Origin of the sequence: Bradyrhizobium sp. 154 (assembly GCF_023073875.1) — a bacterium.
Taxonomy (GTDB): Bacteria; Pseudomonadota; Alphaproteobacteria; order Rhizobiales; family Xanthobacteraceae; genus Bradyrhizobium.
In genome coordinates this window covers 1-17,023 of record NZ_JADPKG010000050.1, presented here as the reverse complement: position 1 = coordinate 17,023, position 17,023 = coordinate 1, and the positions used below count along the sequence as shown (strand labels likewise).

The following is a 17,023-nucleotide window of genomic DNA, read 5'->3' as shown; positions in this document are numbered from 1 at the left end:
GCCAAGAAGAAAAGCCTTCATCCGCAGCCTCCCTCGATCGAAACGTCAAGCTGTTATACGACACCGCTTGGCGCGAGCAAACTCGTTGATCGTATCAAGGCAGAAGCCGCCTACGGGCTCTTGAACATCGCATCGACGGAAAGTGCATCACCCATCAAGCCGAGGGACTGAAGTGCGGCGCCATTCCTGTCGATTTCCAATATTGCAAGAAGAAGCGCAAGCACGACGGCAACGAGGATCAGGAATGGCGAGGCGTCTCGGGAATCGGGATCTTGCGATCCATCAAACGCGCGCAAAGCGCGCAGTCGCGCCAGCATCTGCAGAAATGGCCGCGTTCGCCCCTGCATGCCGTCATCCTTGACGTGGCCAGTCGGAGATTAGTCTCCGGATCACCGGCATTCAAGCGGGATGCGCAAAGCCAGCCCGTTGCGACGCACACGCCGGAACGGAATGCAGTGTCGCCCCGTTTAGTACGGGCATTCGGAGGATCCAACGTGAAATTTCTGATGACGATTTTGTGCTTTGCAGCACTCTGCCTGTTCGAGCGCGCCTCCGCCGAACCCCCACAAACCAATTCGTCTGCGGCGCCAACCCGGCCCGAGGAGAAGGGCCAACCACAACCGCAAGGCTGGACGGGTCCAATCAATACGGGTTCGGGTGGTGCGCCCGCCGAAAGTCCCCAAGGTCAGAGTCCGCCTGGAATGCAGGCCGCGCCTGAAGGATCGTCCAAGAGGACGACGGCACCAGCCAAGTAAATGGGTTCGGATTTTCATCTCCGTGGGCTTCTGGCAATCTTGAGGCCGTGAACGTGACCAGAGCCGGTGACGGATGATGAGGTTACCTTTCTGCACGGGCGGCGCCGCAGCCCTGTGGGCCATCTTCGCGCTATCATCCGCGCACGCCGACATGGTGGGACATGGCGGCCCCGTACGGGCGCTTGCCATTTCCCCCGATGGCGAGGCCCTCTTGTCCGGCAGCTTCGACACAGCAGCCATCCGCTGGTCCCTGAAGACCGAAACGGCACAGCAAGTGCTGCGGTATCATGCTGACGCCGTCAATGCCGTCGCCTTTCTGAAGGACGGCCGCATGATCACAGCGGGTGCCGATGCGCGAATTGCAGTGTGGATGCCTGGCCGGCAGCAGCCGGATCGGGTGTTTGAGGGACATCGAGGTCCAATCGTGGCGCTTGCGGCGTCCCCTGATGGGGCGCTTCTCGCATCGGCTTCATGGGATCGGACGGTGCGGCTCTGGTCGCTGTCGGACGGCGCGTCGCGCGTGCTCGAAGGTCATTCACAGAACGTCAACGGTGTCGCTTTCACGCCGGACGGCAAGTCGCTTCTCAGCGTCGGCTATGATCTCACCTTGCGCATCTGGCATTTGCCGGACGGCCAACCTGAAGTCTTGACGTTGCCGGCGCCGCTCAACGTCGTTGCTGCGGCGCCGGATGGTGAAATCGTCACGGGCGCGGTCGACGGCACGCTGCGGATACTGACCACAGACGGCAAGCCGAGCGGCGAGGTCGCGGCCGGTCCCACGGCGGTGGCGGCCTTGACGATATCGGAAGACGGCACGTTGATTGCTGCGGCCGGCATCGGCGGCACGGTGGCGATCATAGATCGCAAGTCGCGCAGCCTGCTACGAACGCTGGTCGTGTCCGGCTTGCCGGTATGGTCGGTCGCCTTCCTTCCGGATCGAGAAACACTGATGACGGGTGGCGCGGACGGCAAGATCAGGCGCTGGAATGCCCGCACCGGCGATCCCATTGGTTCGAACCTCTTGGGAACGCCGGCCGATCCTCTCGCCGCCTATGCGGGCGATCGGGGCGCCGATGTATTTCGGGCGTGTGTGGCCTGTCACACCCTGTCGGACAAGGATGTTCAGCGTGCGGGGCCGACGCTTGCCCGACTATACGGTCGCAAGATCGCTTCGCTGCCGGGCTATCGCTTCTCCGACGCGCTGAAGAGCATGGACATCGTCTGGACGCCGGAGACGGTCGCACGACTGTTCGAGGTTGGACCGAATGCCTACACCCCCGGCACCAAAATGCCGGAGCAGCGCATCGGCGCGGCCGAGGACCGCCGTGCGTTGACGGACTTCTTGGGCCGCGCAACGTCGCAATGATTGCCCCTTCCGACCCTGCGAAGATGTTCGCTCGTCTAATCCTTACCATCGCGCTGGCGTAGATAGTCATCCGTCGTTCGCGGCGGCGTTCGTTCCGGAACGCCCTTGAACGGGTCGAATTGCTGTTCGCTCATGACGATGACGCGGCAGTCTGCGCACATCCTAAGTGCTGCGACCCGCTTGTCGCCGGCCGGATACATCCAGTGCCGGCCCTCGAGCTTGGCTGCGATGCGGTCGATCGTGCTCTTGACGCCGAAGGCGGTACCGCAGCGGACGCAGAGTGCGGGCTCCTCTTCCTTGATAATCACGGCGGAGGCGCGTGCCGCGCGGAAATCGATCTGCGGCTTGAGGCTGATGACTTTCTCCGGACAGGTGCTCTGGCACAGGCCGCATTGCACGCAGGCGTCCTCGACGAACTTCAGCACTGGCCGCTCAGGATCGTCGCGAAGCGCGCCGGTCGGGCAGGCCGAGACGCAAGACAGGCATAGGGTACAGCCGCTGGTATCGACGCTGATTGCGCCGATCGGCGCACCCTTGGGCAGGGCGATCACGTCGACCGGCGTCGGCGCCACGCGATGCAACTCGCTCAGGGCGAACCGCAAAAGGTCGCGCCGCTTGCCGACGGTTTTGAAGGTCGCGGGCGTCGCGACGGCCGCCAGTGTGCCGATAGCAGCCAAATGCCCGCCGAGCGCGTCGGGATCATCCGTTTCGATGGTGGCGAGGCGGTGGCCCTCAAAGCCGAGGCCGCCAAGGATCGCTTCAGCCATGCCGATCGTCTGTGACAGTCCGGTGAGATCGTGGCGTGGTCTTGCGCGGAGCAGGAATCGTATGGCCGATACGCCATAGGCAAAGGCACCGACGATCGCCTCCAGCCCGAGTTGCGTGAGTTCGTTGATGGCAAAGGGGAGCACGTTTGCCGGCAGGCCATCGCCATGCCGCGCCAGGGCATCGATCAATGGCGTGCCGTGCGGGCTGTCATGAAAGAGTAGCACCGCATTCGTGCCACCGGCCTTGTGGTAAGCCAGCAGCATGGCACGAATTCTTTGAAGCTGCGTATCAGCGGGCGGGAGCGTATAAGATGCCGCGCCGGTCGGGCAGGCGGCGGCGCATTGGCCGCAGCCCGCGCAGATGTTCGGGTCAATTGCGACATGATCGCCGACGGGCGTGATCGCTCCAGTGGGGCAGAGATCGAGGCACCGCCGGCACCCCGTGCGCTTCGAACGCGAATGGGCGCAAAGAGCGGGCGTGACGTCGACATATTTCGGCTTGTCGAAGCTGCCGACGAGGTCTCGCGCGGTCAGCACGGCGCGAAGCACGGCGGCGGGATCGCTCGGATCGGCGCGCAGATAGCCGTCGCGTAACGCGTGGGCAGGAAACAATGGCATCCCACCGGAAATGTCGAGCACGATATCGCAGCGCGAGGTCACCCCACTTCGCGGTGCGTCCAGCACGAAGCGATCGCGCGAAGAAGGGCGGGGGCGCGCGTAATCGTCGATCGCAAGCTCGAACGCTCCGAAATGTCCCTTTGCGGAGCGGATCGTGCCCTTCACGATCGGGAAGACCGTTGCAGCGGGCGGCACGATCTCGTCGAGCTGCTTCAGCATCACCGTCACGTCGAGGTGATCGGCAAGCAGGCGGCCGGCTTCAATCGCGGCCTCATCGCGCCCGTAGGTCAGGACCACGCCCTCGCTCGACAAAGTGACGAGCGGATAGTCCGGCGCTGGGATGGAGGCGGAAGCGAGCAGGGCAGCCATTTTCGCGCCGGCGCGCGCGCCATCTCGCGACCAGCCGGCCGTTTCGCGGATGTTGACGAAGCTGATCGCATCAGGCCGCTCGCCGGCCTCCTCAGTGAACTGCGCGGCCTGCTGCGTGCAGGCGACCGTCAATGCGCCGCCAGCGGCCGCTGCGCTGCGGAAGTGATCGAGCTCGGCGCCGCAGAGATGATGAAAGCTTTTGATTTCGCAGTTGGGACATCCGCGCTGAATCGCGGCCGCGTCGAGACGCATCGTGTCTTCGCACGAGCAGATCAGGACGGTCTTGGATGGCTGCTCCAGGTTAACCCCTCCGCCAATCCGGCACCGACGACGGACTCGCGCCGGCCCTTCGCCTCGTATAGAACTTATCCATCGGGAAGAAAAGGAAAGCGGAGGACGGCCTGCCGTCGATCCCAGTCAGCCACGTTTCCCTGGTGGAACCGATCCACCTGCCGCCGCCGTTCACATTGGTGCGGCTGCGCGAGAGTGGCGACGCTTTTGCCCACGCATGCCGCATTGCACCGGAGAGCGGCGCCGGAACGCTCGTCTATGTCGGCCGCTTTGATCTGGCGGAGTTCGCCGTGGTGCTGGAGCCAGCCGAGCCCTTACGTACGGCGCGGCGCGCGTTCTACGCCGGCATGGTCGCCCTCACCGATGCCTTGCGTGCCTACGCACCGCCGAGCAAGCCGATCACGATCGTTTGGCCCGACGCCGTCAGGATCGATGGGGGGCTGGTGGGCGGTGGGCGGATGGGATGGCCTCCTGAGGCTGACGAGGACGCGTCGCCACCATGGATGGTTTTCGGCGCGATGATCCGGACGGTTGCCATGAACGAGGACGAGCGGGGTGTTCACCCGCTCGCTTCGGCGCTCGAACAGGAAGGCTTTGGCGAGGCTGGTGCGGTGCAGATCACGGAGAGCTTTGCTCGGCACCTGATGCTGGCATTCGATGATTGGCAGGCGGGCGGTTTTGAGGGCGTGGCGCGAGAATATCTTTCCCGCATGCCCCGCGAACGGCAGACCGTTCTGCGCATCGACGATCGCGGCCATCTTCTCACGCGCCGGGTTGGGGCGGGCGAGATTGAACGTGGCGACCTCGTGCGGGCGCTGGCGACGCCTTCGTGGCTCGATCCGGCGCTCGGAGGGCCGCGGCTGTGAAGCTCCTGCGTACCATCGCGCTCGATCCCTCCGACACCTTCGTGTTCGATGTGGCGGCGGAGCCGGGTGAATGGGCCGTCTCCGGTGCTTTCCGCTTCTGGGATTGCGACGGTGCGAAGCTCGAGGGCAAGGCGCGCGCGGCGTTTCGCGGCGGGTTCCTCGGGGTGCAATCCTGGGGCTGGTCGACGCTGGCGCAGATCGTTCCGGCGACCGAGGACGATTACCGCAGCCTGATCGATCTCCTTGCAAGGCAACTCATCGATCGTTTCGGTGCGCCGGACATGGCCACAGCAATGACGGCCGCGGAAGAAGAGGTGGCGTTCTCGCAATCGCTGTGCAGTCATCCGATCAGCTCCCTTATTGCGGTGCACCGGACTTCAATTTACGGCGAAGTCCGCGAGTCCTTCCGCCGACTGAAGCTCCGCGTAGGGCAGGGGCACAGCAAGGCGTTCTCGTTCATGGAAGTGGAGGACGACGTCCAGCCTGACGGCGACGTCAGGCTTGCGGATCTGGGCCGGGAGCCGACCGTCAGATGAACGATTTCTGGATCGCCTGCGGCCATCATCTGCTCGATCGCGACGAGGGCGGTGGGCTGTGCGTCACCGACGAATTCCTCAAAGCCTATTTTGCCCGTCCCGAGCTGATGCCGCCCGACGATGCGTGTCCGGTCGAACGCCGGTTGCACCGCGAGCTGCTCGCCGATCCGCGTCAGGGGGTCGGCGCCGACGAAATTGCCGGAATTTCCGACGCCGACGCCCGGGAGAACTGGCGGTTCGTGCTGGCGTTTCGCGATCTCCTGTTGCGGCATCCGACGCTCGAAGCGGCCTATCTTGCATCGCTGCGATCAGGCGCGAACGACCTGCCGCCGCTGTTCGTCAATCAGCTGGTACATGTCATCCTGCGCAACGCGCTCGATGGCTGCGACGACCCCTTTGTGCTCCGCGCGGCCGAGCTATTCTTCCGGGTTCAGCGGATCCTGCCGCATGAGCAAGCCCTGCTGCTCGGCGACGAGGAGATCGTCGGCGGCCGGAGCCCGACCCCGGTGCTCTCCCTGATGTCGATGCTGGGCGCCACCAACGAGGCGATGCTCGATATATTGAGCGAAGAGAATGTCGAGGCCTATTGGCAGCGCAGCGACCAATTCGACATGGCCCTTGATCTCACGGCCGGCGGACGCGGACCAACTGCGCTGGCGCAGGCGATGATGCGCTGGGTCTCTCATCTGCTCGGCATCGAGGTCACGATCGAGCCGCTGCGCGCGCTGCAGGACGCAAAGCTCACCTGGTATGTCGGGCTCGATACCGAGGCCACCAGGCTTGGCGACCGTCTGTGGCAAGGCGAAGACGTCGACGAGCGCGACGCCGACCGGGTGCTTGCACTGTTCCGGCTGATTTTTGCGGATTCGAGCCGCGCGCACGACGACGTCCGGGACGAGCCCGTCTACCTGATCCTGTCCATGACGGCGGATCAGAAGCTCCGGATGAAGCCACAAAATCTGCTGACCGGCCTTCCCGTGAAGCGCCTGGAGATGTTCACATGAGCCCCGCGGCATCGCCACTCGCATCCATCTCCGTCGGCGTCGTCGTCGAGCGGCGCAAGGCTGCCTCGCCCTGGGTTGACTTCGTCTGGCGCGGAATTGCTGTCCTGCCGGACGAGCCGGCGACACAACCCTGGACCGTGCTTCGCGAGCAGGATGGCACAGCCCTGTTCTATGCCGGAAGCGCGACCGTGGATCTCTATCCGTCCGAGACGGCGCGCTATCGCGATAATCTCGCCTCCGGCAATCCGAGCATCTGGACTGTGCTGTCGCCCTCGGAAGGCGCCTGGCCCTATGCCGTGACTGCGGTTACCGCTGACCCCGCGGAGGGCGAGGGCTTTACCGAAGCCGCCGATAATCTGGTCGAGGCCGTGCCGATGCCGGAGGTGCTGCGCGAAGTAATTGAAAGGTTCGTGGTCGAGCACCATGTCGAGCGGGAGTTCGTCAAGCGCAAGCGGCGCCGCGCTGATCCGGAGGCGCTGGCGCGGCGCGAACATGAAGGCGGACAGGAATGACTGAGGAGGAGTTCCTTGCACGCTGGTCCCGCCGTAAGCGCGAGGCGCAAGCGGAGCCGGCGGAGCCTGCCCGGGCGCAGCCCACGCCCCCGCCTGCGGCAAAGCAGGATGAGAGCGAGTTCGATCTCTCGACCCTGCCGTCGATCGACGAGATCAACGCTGCGACCGACATCACCGCCTTCCTGCGCAAGGGTATTCCACAGGAGTTGAGCCGTGCGGCTCTTCGCCGCGCGTGGGCAACCGACCCCGCCATTCGCGACTTTGTCGGGCTTGCGGAGAACGCATGGGACTTCAACGACCCGACCGCGATGCCGGGTTTTGGCCCGCTGGATTGCTCGTCGGAACAGCTGGCGGCGCTCGTCGAGCGCATCGTGGGCGGCGTGCGTGAGGCGGTGCAGTCTCTCCCCGAGGCGTCGATTGAAACAGCGGATTCTTCGGCGGAATTGCATCAAGCCGATGCGGCGGGCGCGCCGGATATTGTGCGGACAGCAGGCGCCACGGAACGTCCGGCAATCTCTGTTGCGGTGCAACCGTCAGTGGCGGAGAGATCTGCGGATTTCGCTGAGCCCCTCAGGCACCGTATTCACGGTGGCGCACTGCCGCGCGAGCAGCACGACTAAAGGCTATAGGTTCATATGGACGGATGATTGACCATCCGTGGAACCGGGACTACGATTTCGTTAGAACACTGTTACAAAAGCAGTAATCAAGCAGACGGGACTCGGATGGGAGGTCCACGTGCGGGATGACGGGCTTGATCGCGCAATCGATGCCGCAGGCGGCATTGCTCAGCTTGCGCGCAAAATCGGCATCAGCCAGCCTTCGGTCTCGAACTGGACCCGGGTGCCAGCACAACGGGTGGTTGCAGTTGAAACGGCCACCGGTATTCCACGCAACGATTTGCGGCCCGATCTCTACAGCGAAAAAGCCGTCCCAGCGGGGCTCATCGATCCCGTCGATGCTGCGCGCGCGCAAGAATACGCGTTGCTAGCAACCTTGCTGTCCGCGCCGCCGTCGAAACGACTGCTCGAGCAGCTCTCGGCATTGAGTGGTGACGCCACGCCGCTCGGCCGCGCGCATGCGGCGCTCGCCGACGTCGCCTCAAGCGCAGTCGCGGCTAAGGTCGAGCGCGAATATTTCGATTTGTTCGTGGGGCTCGGTCGCGGCGAATTGCTGCCTTACGCCTCCTACTATCTCACCGGCTTTCTCAACGAACGGCCGCTATCGCGCCTGCGTGGGGACCTGACGACGCTCGGCGTCGAGCGTGTTGCCAACAATTCCGAACCCGAGGACCACGCCGCCATCATTTGCGAGATCATGTCCGGCCTTGCCGGCGGACACTTCGGTGCCTCGCCAGAGGCACAGCGCGCCTTCTTCGAGAAACATGTGTCGCCGTGGCTGGGGCGACTATTCGCAGACATGGAGGGCGCCGGGAACGCCCGCTTCTATCGGGCCGTCGGCGCGCTCGGTCGCACCTTTATCGAGATCGAGACGGAAGCATTCACATTCGCCAACTGACCGGCACGCGCAGGTCCAGGAGAGATGCGATGAGTGAAGACAAGAAGACCACAGTGGGACGCCGCGACTTCCTGCGCAAGGTCAGCATCGGCACGGTCGGTGTCGGTGCGACACTCGCGACACCGTTGGTCGGGTCGGCGCAGGCCGACGGTGAGACCAACGATGAGAAGCGCAAGGCGCGCTACCAGGAGTCCGACCACGTCAAGGCGTTCTACCGCGTCAATCGTTATCCGGCCAAGGGAGGCTGACCGTGCTGATCAAGCGAACACACCAGCATTCCCCGGGCCACGGCTCCGTTGTCGAGTCCCTTGCGGGCCAGGCCGGCGGTCTCGACCGCCGCAGCTTCTTGCGCAAATCCGGGCTTGCCGGCGGTGCGCTTGCCGCGCTCGGCGCCCTGCCGGTCGGCAGCGTGCGCAAAGCGGAAGCCGCAATGGCTGGTCCGCTCACCGCAGGCGCGACCATCCGCAAGAACATCTGCACGCATTGCTCCGTTGGCTGCACGGTGACGGCCGAGGTCTTGAACGGCGTATGGATCGGCCAGGAGCCGAGCTGGGATTCGCCGATCAATCGCGGCTCGCATTGTGCCAAGGGCGCCTCGGTACGTGAACTCGTACACAGCGAGCGGCGGCTGCGCTATCCGATGAAGCTGGTAAATGGTCAGTGGACCCGCGTCTCCTGGGATACCGCGATCAATGAGATCGGTGACAAACTTCAAGCTGTACGCGAGAAGTCGGGCCCCGATTCCGTCTATTGGCTCGGCTCGGCCAAGATGACCAACGAAGGCGCCTATCTGTTCCGCAAGCTCGGTGCGTTCTGGGGGACCAACAATACCGATCATCAGGCTCGCATCTGCCATTCGACTACCGTGACCGGCGTCGCCAATACCTGGGGCTACGGCGCGATGACCAACAGCTACAATGATATTCGCAACGCAAAGACACAGGTCATCTTGGGCGGCAATCCGGCCGAAGCGCATCCCGTGTCGCTGCAACATCTGCTCGAGGGCAAGGAGCTGCAAAAGGCCAACTTTATCGTCATCGATCCGCGCCTGACGCGTACGGCGGCCCACGCGACGGAATATGTGCGGATGCGCCCGGGCACCGACATTCCGGTGCTCTACGGCATGATGTGGCACATTCTCCAGAATGGCTGGGAGGACAAGGAATTCATCCAGCAGCGCGTTTACGGTTTCGACGACATCAAGAAAGAAGTTGAGAAGTGGCCTCCGGAAGAAGTCGAGCGCGTCACCGGCATTCCCGGCGAGCAGCTCAAGCGCGTCGCCAAGATGTTCGCCACCGAGAAGCCGGCAACCCTCATCTGGGCCATGGGCCAGACCCAGAAGACCGTCGGCACCGCCAACGTCCGCGCGAGTTGCATTGCCCTCCTGATGACCGGCAATGTCGGGAAAGCCGGCGCGGGCGCCAACATCTTCCGTGGCCATGACAACGTGCAGGGCGCGACCGATGTCGGGCTCGATATCGTCACGCTGCCGTTCTATTACGGGCTCGCCGAAGGCGCCTGGAAGCATTGGTCGCGGGTTTGGGAGGTCGACTATGACTTCCTGAAGTCCCGCTTCGACTCCAAGCAGATCATGGAAACCCCGGGCATTCCGCTGACCCGCTGGTTCGAGGCAGTGACATTGCCCAAGGATCAGGTCGCTCAGAAAGACAATGTGAAGGCGGTGTTCGTGCAGGGACACGCCTCCAACAGCATCACCCGCATTCCTGAGTCCCTGAATGGTCTGAAGGCTCTCGAGCTGCTCGTCATTGCCGACCCGCATCCGACGACCTGGGCCTCGCTCTCCGTCGAGGCGGGCCGCAAGGATGGCGTCTACATTCTGCCGGTCGCTACGCAATTCGAATGCAAGGGGTCGCGCGTCGCCTCCAACCGCTCGCTGCAATGGGGCGAGCAGATCGTGAAGCCGATCTTTGAATCGAAGGATGATCTCGAGGTCATCTATCTGATGGCGAAGAAGCTCGGCTTCGCTGACCAGATGTTCAAGAAGATCAAGGTCGAAAACAATCTTCCTGAAGCCGAGGATGTGCTGCGCGAGATGAACCGCGGCAGCTGGTCGACTGGCTATTGCGGGCAATCGCCCGAGCGCCTCAAGGCGCACATGAAGAACCAGGCCAAGTTCGATATGCTGAGCATGCGGGCACCGAAGGACGATCCCGAGGTCGGCGGCGATTATTATGGCCTGCCCTGGCCGTGCTGGGGATCGCCTGAGGTCAAGCATCCCGGCACGCCGCTGCTCTACAACACCAATTTGAATGTGATGGACGGCGGTGGCACGTTCCGGCCACGGTTCGGCGTCGAGCGCGAGGAGAAGCTGCCGGACGGCACGACGCGGAAGGTGAGCTTGCTCGCGGACGGCTCGTACTCGTTGGGGTCGGGAATTCAGGACGGCTATCCGGAGTTCACGCTGGCGAGCTTGAAGAAGCTCGGCTGGGACTCCGAGCTCACCGAAGCGGAAATGGCCGTGATCAACAAGATCAATCCGGCCAATCCGGACACGGTGTCGTGGGCGCTCGACCTGTCGGGAGGCATCCAGCGCGTGGCGCTGGCGCATGGCTGCGTTCCCTATGGCAACGGCAAGGCGCGCATGAATGCCTTCGGCTTGCCCGATCCTATCCCTGTTCACCGCGAGCCGATCTACACGCCGCGCGTCGACCTCGTCGCTAAATATCCGACGCTGCCCGATGCCAAGCAGTTCCGAATGCCGAATATCGGTTTTTCCGTGCAGAAGGCAGCGGTGGAGAAGGGAATTGCAAAACAGTTCCCGCTCATCCTGTCGTCCGGCCGTCTGGTCGAATATGAGGGCGGCGGCGAGGAGACGCGCACGAACCCGTGGCTTGCCGAATTGCAGCAAGACATGTTCATTGAGATCAACCCTGCCGATGCCGCCGAGCGCGGTGTCAAGGACGGTGGCTGGGTGTGGGTCACGGGTGCAGAGAACAATTCCCGGGCGAAGATGAAGGCGCTCGTTACCGAGCGCGTCGGCAAGGGCGTCGCCTGGATGCCATTCCACTTCGGCGGCTGGCTCGCGGGCAAGGATCTTCGCGGCAATTACCCGAAGGGCACCGACCCGATCGTGCTCGGCGAAAGCGCCAACACGATCACTACCTACGGATACGACCCCGCGACGGGCATGCAGGAGCCCAAGGTCACTCTCTGCCAAATCGCGGCGGTTTAGGGAGTAACGACGATGGCACGTATGAAATTTCTCTGTGACGCTGATCGCTGCATCGAGTGCAACGCCTGCGTCACCGCCTGCAAGAACGAGCACGAGGTGCCCTGGGGCATCAACCGGCGCCGCGTCGTCACTATCAACGACGGCAAGCCGGGCGAGCGGTCGATCTCGATGGCCTGCATGCACTGCACGGATGCGCCCTGTGCGGCCGTGTGCCCGGTGAATTGCTTCTACACCACGGCCGATGCTGTGGTGCTGCATTCCAAGGACCTGTGCATCGGTTGCGGCTACTGCTTCTACGCCTGCCCGTTCGGTGCTCCGCAATATCCGAAGGTCGGGAATTTCGGCTCTCGCGGCAAGATGGATAAGTGCACCTATTGCGCCGGCGGTCCGGAGGCCGACGGCAGCAAAGAGGAATACGAGAAATACGGCGCGAACCGGTTGGCCGAGGGCAAGCTGCCGCTGTGTGCCGAAATGTGTTCGACCAAGTCGCTGCTTGCGGGTGACGGCGAGATCATTGCCCAGATTTACAAGGAGCGCGTGATGAAGCGCGGTTACGGCTCGGGTGCCTGGGGGTGGAAGACGGCCTATCGCGAGACGATCGAATCCTGACGAAGGTCGCGCGAGCATTGAGGAGGAGCTCATGGTGTCGTTTGCAAAATTCGTTCGGGCGGCTGTCTGGGCTTGTGCTTTACTCCTTCTCATCGTGGCAGCTCCGGCACCGGTAGGCGCTCAGCAGGTCAATCCGACCGCAAGCGCGGTCAAGGAGCGGCAGCTCTTGCAGGAGCTGAACCGGATCCAGGGTCGCGTCAGCATTCCTGATCAAAGGTCCGGCGTTCTCGAGCAGCCACAGGGGCGGGAATGGCGCGAGTTCCACAATGTCACGCTGCGCTGGATCGGCGGAGTCGCGATCATCGGCATGCTGGCGGTGCTCGTGATCTTCTATCTCACGCGCGGCATGGTGCGCCTCGAAAGCGGACGATCCGGCCGCACCATCGTGCGCTTCAACACGTATGAGCGTTTCGTGCATTGGATGACCGCCACCTGCTTCATCATTTTGGCGATCTCCGGACTGAACATCACCTTCGGGCGACCGCTGCTATTGCCGCTGATCGGCTTCGAGGCCTTCTCCGAATGGTCCCTTTGGGCAAAGTACGCCCACAACTATCTGAGCTTCCCGTTCACCATTGGGGTCGTTCTGATTCTTCTGATGTGGATCGGTGGCAATATTCCGAACAAGGTGGACGTCGAGTGGATGAAGCGAGGCGGCGGCATCGTCGGGCACGATCATCCGCCGGCCTACCGCTTCAACGCCGGCCAGAAGGCGATCTACTGGATCGTCGTGATCGGCGGCGGTTTTGTCGCCGCGAGCGGCTATGTCCTCATGTTCCCGTTCTACACGACGGGGATCGAAGGCATGCAGCTGGCCCAGATCGTCCACTCCATCGTCGCTGTGCTGTTCGTCGCGGCGATGATCGCGCACATCTATATTGGTACGATCGGAATGGAAGGTGCGTTCGAGGCCATGGGCTCGGGCGAAGTCGACGTCAATTGGGCCCGCGAGCACCATAGCCTCTGGCTCGACGAGCAGATGGCGCGAACGGGTCCGAACGACGGACAGCCTCAACCTGCGACCGCGGCGGCCGAGTAAGACGAACAGCCTGAAAGTGGCCGGGCGTTCTACTGAACCGGCTCTCTCGCAAACAGGACAGAGCGGTCCTGCATCTGCAACTCCGGCAGCTTGCTCGCCTGACCGGTCTGCAGTTCCTTGATGGATGGCATGCTGCTCTGGCCGGCATGGAACAGGACGTGCGATTTGAGCACGCTGCTGGCGGCACCGGCGAGAAGCAAGGCTGCGATGAGCGAGGGCATGAGGCGTTTCATGCGCATCTCCGTCTGCCATTCCACCCGGCACGACCGATAAACGTAAATTGCCTGGCGGGATGTGAGCCACGTCACAGCCGGCCTTCAAATTACATCGGCCCCAGCGAGGCGGGAGTATGAAGCGAAGCAACTAAGCCGTTTCGCGCGAGCACGCCCTGCAAGCTCTATGGAATCCCTGATGTGCGCTATCGAGTGACGGGCCATTGTCGTTCTAGTGTGCGTGACGAGTGCACTGATAATCGAAAATGCGATTTCCGCTTCCAATTCGTGCCTATATGGGTTCCAGAAGAGCCAAGCTGCGGAAGCCTCGTCAAAGCAGATTTCTCAATCGGTCCAATCGCATAAAGAGACTGATCAGAGTAAAAATATATCAACAGAATGAATGGCTTAGATCGGAAATTTTCCACGGCGCCCATGATGGATTGGAGCGAGAGTTCAAGTCTTTCAATTGGTTGGAAGGCGTCGTATGCACGGCGTGTGCACCGAGAGATCAAGAAAAATCTACTGGCAGCAAGCGTGGACTTCGCTCTCCGAAGAATTTGGCTTCCAATGGCCCGAAAGTGCCGCGACTTATCAAGGGCAGTCCCTGCCAGCATTCCGTTGTTTACGAAGAAGCGCGAAGAATGACCGAAAGGCCAGCTCGAATTTCAAGCTGGCCGTCGCACACTTGCTCATCAACCGCCGACACGCGTCACGAAAAAGTAACATGCAGAAGCGGAAATCTAAGGCGCTCGTTCTACCTTATTCCCAGCATGACGTGGCTCGGACACGCGTGATCGCCGCTCTTTTTAGCGGCGCAGGCATTGCGACAGGCGCAAAAACGTGGCGGGCAGGCGCGGTCGATCCATCCTATTGCGACAAATGTGCCCACCGGGCGTTTCACTCATCGAAATAGGCGCGCTCGGGCGAAGCGGCAGAGAATGCCAAAATCCGCAATAACTGGCTCATCCATCGCATGTTTAGCTCCAAATGCCGGAGTTTTCGGCAAGATATACCATGACACCCAATGCTACCAAGGAGGGAATTCGAGGGAGCCTGACGACAGTGCGTTGCCTGGTGCGAAGAGGCCGACCAAGCGCGCCAGCCATTAGAAATCGAAAACCTGAGACGGCATCACGTGTCCCTCTGCCGTTCTTTCATGTGGGACCCGAATATGGCGGGAGATTCTCGGAGCGCCTTCAAGGTACCTTTGAGCGTTCAAGAGGAGGAGTTTGCCGCGGCGTGTCGAGACTTCGTTCTGGAGAGAAAACCCGATCTGCCGGCATCCATCGTCATTAGGGACAACCAGCTCACGATCGCGGACGATCCGCATGTTCGAGACGCATTCGTAGAACTCGGTCTTGCCAGATTGATACGAGTTCTACATCTCGCAATCGAGGGCAGGGCGATTGCGCTCAAAAGAGTGCCAAGGCTTCTGTTCGATCTGTCGAGTTTCAGAAGAAAGGTGCTCTGCGCGTTAGATAGAGACGGTCGAGGTCGGCCCCTCGGGAAATAGGCGCGATTTCTCCAGCGCACCGTTTCAAGTGATAGATGGATGTGCGGTAAGGGCCTGGTATCGGGCCTGCTAAGTCACGCACGCATTCCTTGCGGTGCTGTCGAAATCTAACGACGCGGCAAATGCCGGAAAAGGCGCTCAAAGCCATCAACTTTAGCAGAAAATGCTTTTTGATGTGTACGATAGTTCTGCTGCTGGACGTCGTTCGTTGGGTTGCTTCGATCGAATTTCGCATTTGGCGTTTGCGAGAGATTTCCTATCGCTCGTTTCCTCCCTCTACTCGGCCCGGCGGCGATCGCCGGGCCCTTTTCCCAGGTCTCCGCTACGTCTGATGCTTCTCGGAACGCGGCTGATCAGCGTCGTATGACCTTCTTCAAGATTTCGGTAAGCGTTCGACATTCATCTCGGGTCTCTCGCGCGACCGCGCGAGAGGCTGGACGGCTGCGTGTTTAGGTTTCGCACTACGGCCGTTCTGCTCTCCGTGGTCTACCTTGCGAACGGCTGTTTCAACGACAGGGCTGGCGGCCGCTTCGGAGCTCTCGTGCCCGCGCTGTTTTCGGTCGGGTCTCTTGTCGGTATGGCCGTGTGGGACAGCCGTCCGGCTGCTGGCAAGGCTCGTGGTGCATCCGCAGCTCAATCCCTGGGCCGGCGATTTCTTTCCCGCCTCCTATTCCCCGCTCATCAAGCGCCTGAGGAAGTATGGCACCGCGAACCGCATCGTCGCCTCGATCCTCGGGCCGATGCTCGACGTGCCCGCCGGCCTCCGGCACCTCCTGATCCGGCTGGTGCTGCTCAACGGCACCGCCTTCCAGGCGACGCTCGCGGACGACCGCGCCTTCGAAGCCTTCGTGCGGCAGAGCGTGTTCGGCGTTTGGCATCCGGTCGGAACGTGCCGCATGGGCGATCCCGCCGACCGCACGGCGGTGGTCAATCCTGAGGGGCGAGTGATTGGCAGCGCGAACATGTACGTGGCGGATGCGTCCATTATGCCGCGCCTGCCCGCGGCCAATACCAATATTCCCACGATCATGATTGCGGAGAAAATCGGCGATTTCTTGCGAAAGTCGACCTGAGAAAATCGCGACGAGCGCGGGAGAACCAGAAGCAAGCGCTACCCCACTCGACCAATGCTGGAGGGAGACCGGGGACAAATGGAACGTCTAACTGGCGAGATCGTCCTGGTCTGCCGCTGCCTGACTCAGCACCGCAAGGGGAATAGATACGGACCTGATGTTGGCTCCAGAAAGCGCGGCATGGGCCGGCTTGGGTGGGAGCTGGCGCAGCAGATCAGGGAAATCTCGCCTGGCTTTCCCGTAGTCTACATGACGAGCGCCGGCGCGCCCTGACTGGAAATTGCAGGGCGTCGACGGCAGGGCCTTTGCCCCAGTTGGCTGCCGCGGTGTCGCAGCTACTCGATACCGGGGCCTCATCGGCTTGAACCGCTCCGAGTTTCCGATCCTTCGACCCCTCGGTGGTGGCTGATCGTCGGCTCCAGTGTCTCGTCGGATGGCAAAACTTCCTCTTGTAAAACCTCGCCAGCCATCCAAATAGCTTCTAGCCGCCATCCACGGGGATGGTCAATGGATAATTTCGATGTATGACAATGTTCGCGACCTGCGTCCCAAAGCCCCAGACACCGAGAAAATCACGATCAACCTTGGCTACGTGGACCTCGGCCATGTCGATCTGATGGTGCAGGAAGGGTTCTATTCGAACCGCACTGATTTCATTCGCACGGCCATCCGCAATCAGCTCGAGCGGCATGCAGATGTTCTCAAGCAGTCGACGGCCAGACACAGCTTGGACCTCGGGCTACGCAACTTCACCCGCCAGGATCTCGAAGCGGCTCAGC

Annotated in this window: 16 protein-coding genes and 1 pseudogene; 14 read left to right on the top strand and 3 right to left on the bottom strand. The window is 62.2% G+C overall.

Translation table 11 applies throughout. The annotated features are described in order from the left end of the window. Positions 1-110: 110 nt before the first annotated feature. Entirely contained in the window at positions 111-317 is a 207-nt protein-coding gene (locus IVA92_RS12235; RefSeq protein WP_247278127.1) for a hypothetical protein, read from the bottom strand. Positions 318-906: 589 nt separating this feature from the next. Between IVA92_RS12235 and IVA92_RS12230 the strand changes: the two genes are divergently transcribed. Continuing rightward, positions 907-2,121 carry a c-type cytochrome gene (locus tag IVA92_RS12230; RefSeq protein WP_247278269.1) on the top strand — a complete coding sequence of 405 codons (1,215 nt, stop codon included), beginning with the start codon at positions 907-909 and terminating at the stop codon, positions 2,119-2,121. A 35-nt stretch (positions 2,122-2,156) separates the two neighbouring features. On the opposite strand, the gene IVA92_RS12225 is transcribed toward IVA92_RS12230, so the two are convergent. Continuing rightward, entirely contained in the window at positions 2,157-4,127 is a 1,971-nt protein-coding gene (locus tag IVA92_RS12225; RefSeq protein ID WP_247278126.1) for a 4Fe-4S binding protein, read from the bottom strand. A gap of 182 nt (positions 4,128-4,309) precedes the next feature. Between IVA92_RS12225 and IVA92_RS12220 the strand changes: the two genes are divergently transcribed. The 10 genes from IVA92_RS12220 (at position 4,310) to IVA92_RS12175 (ending at position 13,443) form a co-directional block, all read left to right on the top strand. Then, positions 4,310-5,032 carry a biotin/lipoate--protein ligase family protein gene (locus tag IVA92_RS12220; RefSeq protein WP_247278125.1) on the top strand — a complete coding sequence of 241 codons (723 nt, stop codon included), beginning with the start codon at positions 4,310-4,312 and terminating at the stop codon, positions 5,030-5,032. After that, a complete protein-coding gene (locus IVA92_RS12215) occupies positions 5,029-5,568 on the top strand; it encodes a DUF6505 family protein (protein ID WP_247278124.1) in 540 nt (179 codons plus the stop codon). The genes IVA92_RS12220 and IVA92_RS12215 overlap by 4 nt, the downstream gene beginning before the upstream one ends. Continuing rightward, entirely contained in the window at positions 5,565-6,572 is a 1,008-nt protein-coding gene (locus tag IVA92_RS12210; protein WP_247278123.1) for a DUF6352 family protein, read from the top strand. Before IVA92_RS12215 ends, IVA92_RS12210 begins: the two co-directional genes overlap by 4 nt. Further along, positions 6,569-7,084, top strand: a complete 516-nt coding sequence (locus IVA92_RS12205; protein ID WP_247278122.1) for a DUF3305 domain-containing protein — start codon at positions 6,569-6,571, stop codon at positions 7,082-7,084. The genes IVA92_RS12210 and IVA92_RS12205 overlap by 4 nt, the downstream gene beginning before the upstream one ends. Next, positions 7,081-7,704 carry a DUF3306 domain-containing protein gene (locus IVA92_RS12200; RefSeq protein WP_247278121.1) on the top strand — a complete coding sequence of 208 codons (624 nt, stop codon included), beginning with the start codon at positions 7,081-7,083 and terminating at the stop codon, positions 7,702-7,704. The genes IVA92_RS12205 and IVA92_RS12200 overlap by 4 nt, the downstream gene beginning before the upstream one ends. Positions 7,705-7,822: 118 nt before the next feature. Next, on the top strand, positions 7,823-8,602 hold the full coding sequence (locus IVA92_RS12195; protein ID WP_247278120.1) for a molecular chaperone TorD family protein: 780 nt from the start codon (positions 7,823-7,825) through the stop codon (positions 8,600-8,602). A 29-nt stretch (positions 8,603-8,631) separates the two neighbouring features. Continuing rightward, positions 8,632-8,850, top strand: coding sequence for a twin-arginine translocation signal domain-containing protein (locus IVA92_RS12190; protein WP_247278119.1), 219 nt, complete (start codon positions 8,632-8,634; stop codon positions 8,848-8,850). Between the two features lie 2 nt (positions 8,851-8,852). Next, entirely contained in the window at positions 8,853-11,795 is a 2,943-nt protein-coding gene (locus IVA92_RS12185) for a formate dehydrogenase subunit alpha (RefSeq protein ID WP_247278118.1), read from the top strand. A 12-nt stretch (positions 11,796-11,807) separates the two neighbouring features. Beyond that, positions 11,808-12,404: a formate dehydrogenase FDH3 subunit beta gene (gene fdh3B, locus IVA92_RS12180; RefSeq protein ID WP_027571966.1), complete on the top strand. Its 597-nt coding sequence runs from the start codon at positions 11,808-11,810 to the stop codon at positions 12,402-12,404. Between the two features lie 31 nt (positions 12,405-12,435). Beyond that, positions 12,436-13,443, top strand: coding sequence for a formate dehydrogenase subunit gamma (locus IVA92_RS12175; protein ID WP_247278117.1), 1,008 nt, complete (start codon positions 12,436-12,438; stop codon positions 13,441-13,443). Between the two features lie 29 nt (positions 13,444-13,472). Here IVA92_RS12175 and IVA92_RS12170 read toward each other — a convergent pair whose 3' ends face one another. Beyond that, the gene (locus IVA92_RS12170) at positions 13,473-13,682 is read right to left on the bottom strand and encodes a hypothetical protein (protein WP_247278116.1); all 210 of its coding nucleotides are present in this window, start codon (positions 13,680-13,682) and stop codon (positions 13,473-13,475) included. A 2,106-nt stretch (positions 13,683-15,788) separates the two neighbouring features. On the opposite strand from IVA92_RS12170, the gene IVA92_RS12165 reads away from it, so the two are divergent. The 3 genes and pseudogenes from IVA92_RS12165 to IVA92_RS12155 form a co-directional block, all read left to right on the top strand. Continuing rightward, the gene (locus IVA92_RS12165) at positions 15,789-16,244 is read left to right on the top strand and encodes a GMC oxidoreductase (protein ID WP_247278115.1); all 456 of its coding nucleotides are present in this window, start codon (positions 15,789-15,791) and stop codon (positions 16,242-16,244) included. 78 nt (positions 16,245-16,322) lie between these two features. Further along, the gene (locus IVA92_RS12160) at positions 16,323-16,517 is read left to right on the top strand and encodes a hypothetical protein (RefSeq protein WP_247415326.1); all 195 of its coding nucleotides are present in this window, start codon (positions 16,323-16,325) and stop codon (positions 16,515-16,517) included. A gap of 247 nt (positions 16,518-16,764) precedes the next feature. Continuing rightward, a pseudogene (locus IVA92_RS12155) lies at positions 16,765-17,023 on the top strand (CopG family transcriptional regulator); the annotation flags it as partial.

What these genes read in the sequence shown, in the direction of transcription:
- IVA92_RS12160 (WP_247415326.1), top strand. Translation starts at nt 16,323, where the DNA reads ATGGAACGTCTAACTGGCGAGATCGTCCTGGTCTGCCGCTGCCTGACT.
- IVA92_RS12175 (WP_247278117.1), top strand. Translation starts at nt 12,436, where the DNA reads ATGGTGTCGTTTGCAAAATTCGTTCGGGCGGCTGTCTGGGCTTGTGCT.
- IVA92_RS12190 (WP_247278119.1), top strand. Translation starts at nt 8,632, where the DNA reads ATGAGTGAAGACAAGAAGACCACAGTGGGACGCCGCGACTTCCTGCGC.
- fdh3B (WP_027571966.1), top strand. Translation starts at nt 11,808, where the DNA reads ATGGCACGTATGAAATTTCTCTGTGACGCTGATCGCTGCATCGAGTGC.
- IVA92_RS12200 (WP_247278121.1), top strand. Translation starts at nt 7,081, where the DNA reads ATGACTGAGGAGGAGTTCCTTGCACGCTGGTCCCGCCGTAAGCGCGAG.
- IVA92_RS12235 (WP_247278127.1), bottom strand. Translation starts at nt 317, where the DNA reads ATGCTGGCGCGACTGCGCGCTTTGCGCGCGTTTGATGGATCGCAAGAT.
- IVA92_RS12205 (WP_247278122.1), top strand. Translation starts at nt 6,569, where the DNA reads ATGAGCCCCGCGGCATCGCCACTCGCATCCATCTCCGTCGGCGTCGTC.
- IVA92_RS12230 (WP_247278269.1), top strand. Translation starts at nt 907, where the DNA reads ATGGTGGGACATGGCGGCCCCGTACGGGCGCTTGCCATTTCCCCCGAT.
- IVA92_RS12210 (WP_247278123.1), top strand. Translation starts at nt 5,565, where the DNA reads ATGAACGATTTCTGGATCGCCTGCGGCCATCATCTGCTCGATCGCGAC.
- IVA92_RS12225 (WP_247278126.1), bottom strand. Translation starts at nt 4,127, where the DNA reads ATGCGTCTCGACGCGGCCGCGATTCAGCGCGGATGTCCCAACTGCGAA.
- IVA92_RS12170 (WP_247278116.1), bottom strand. Translation starts at nt 13,682, where the DNA reads ATGCGCATGAAACGCCTCATGCCCTCGCTCATCGCAGCCTTGCTTCTC.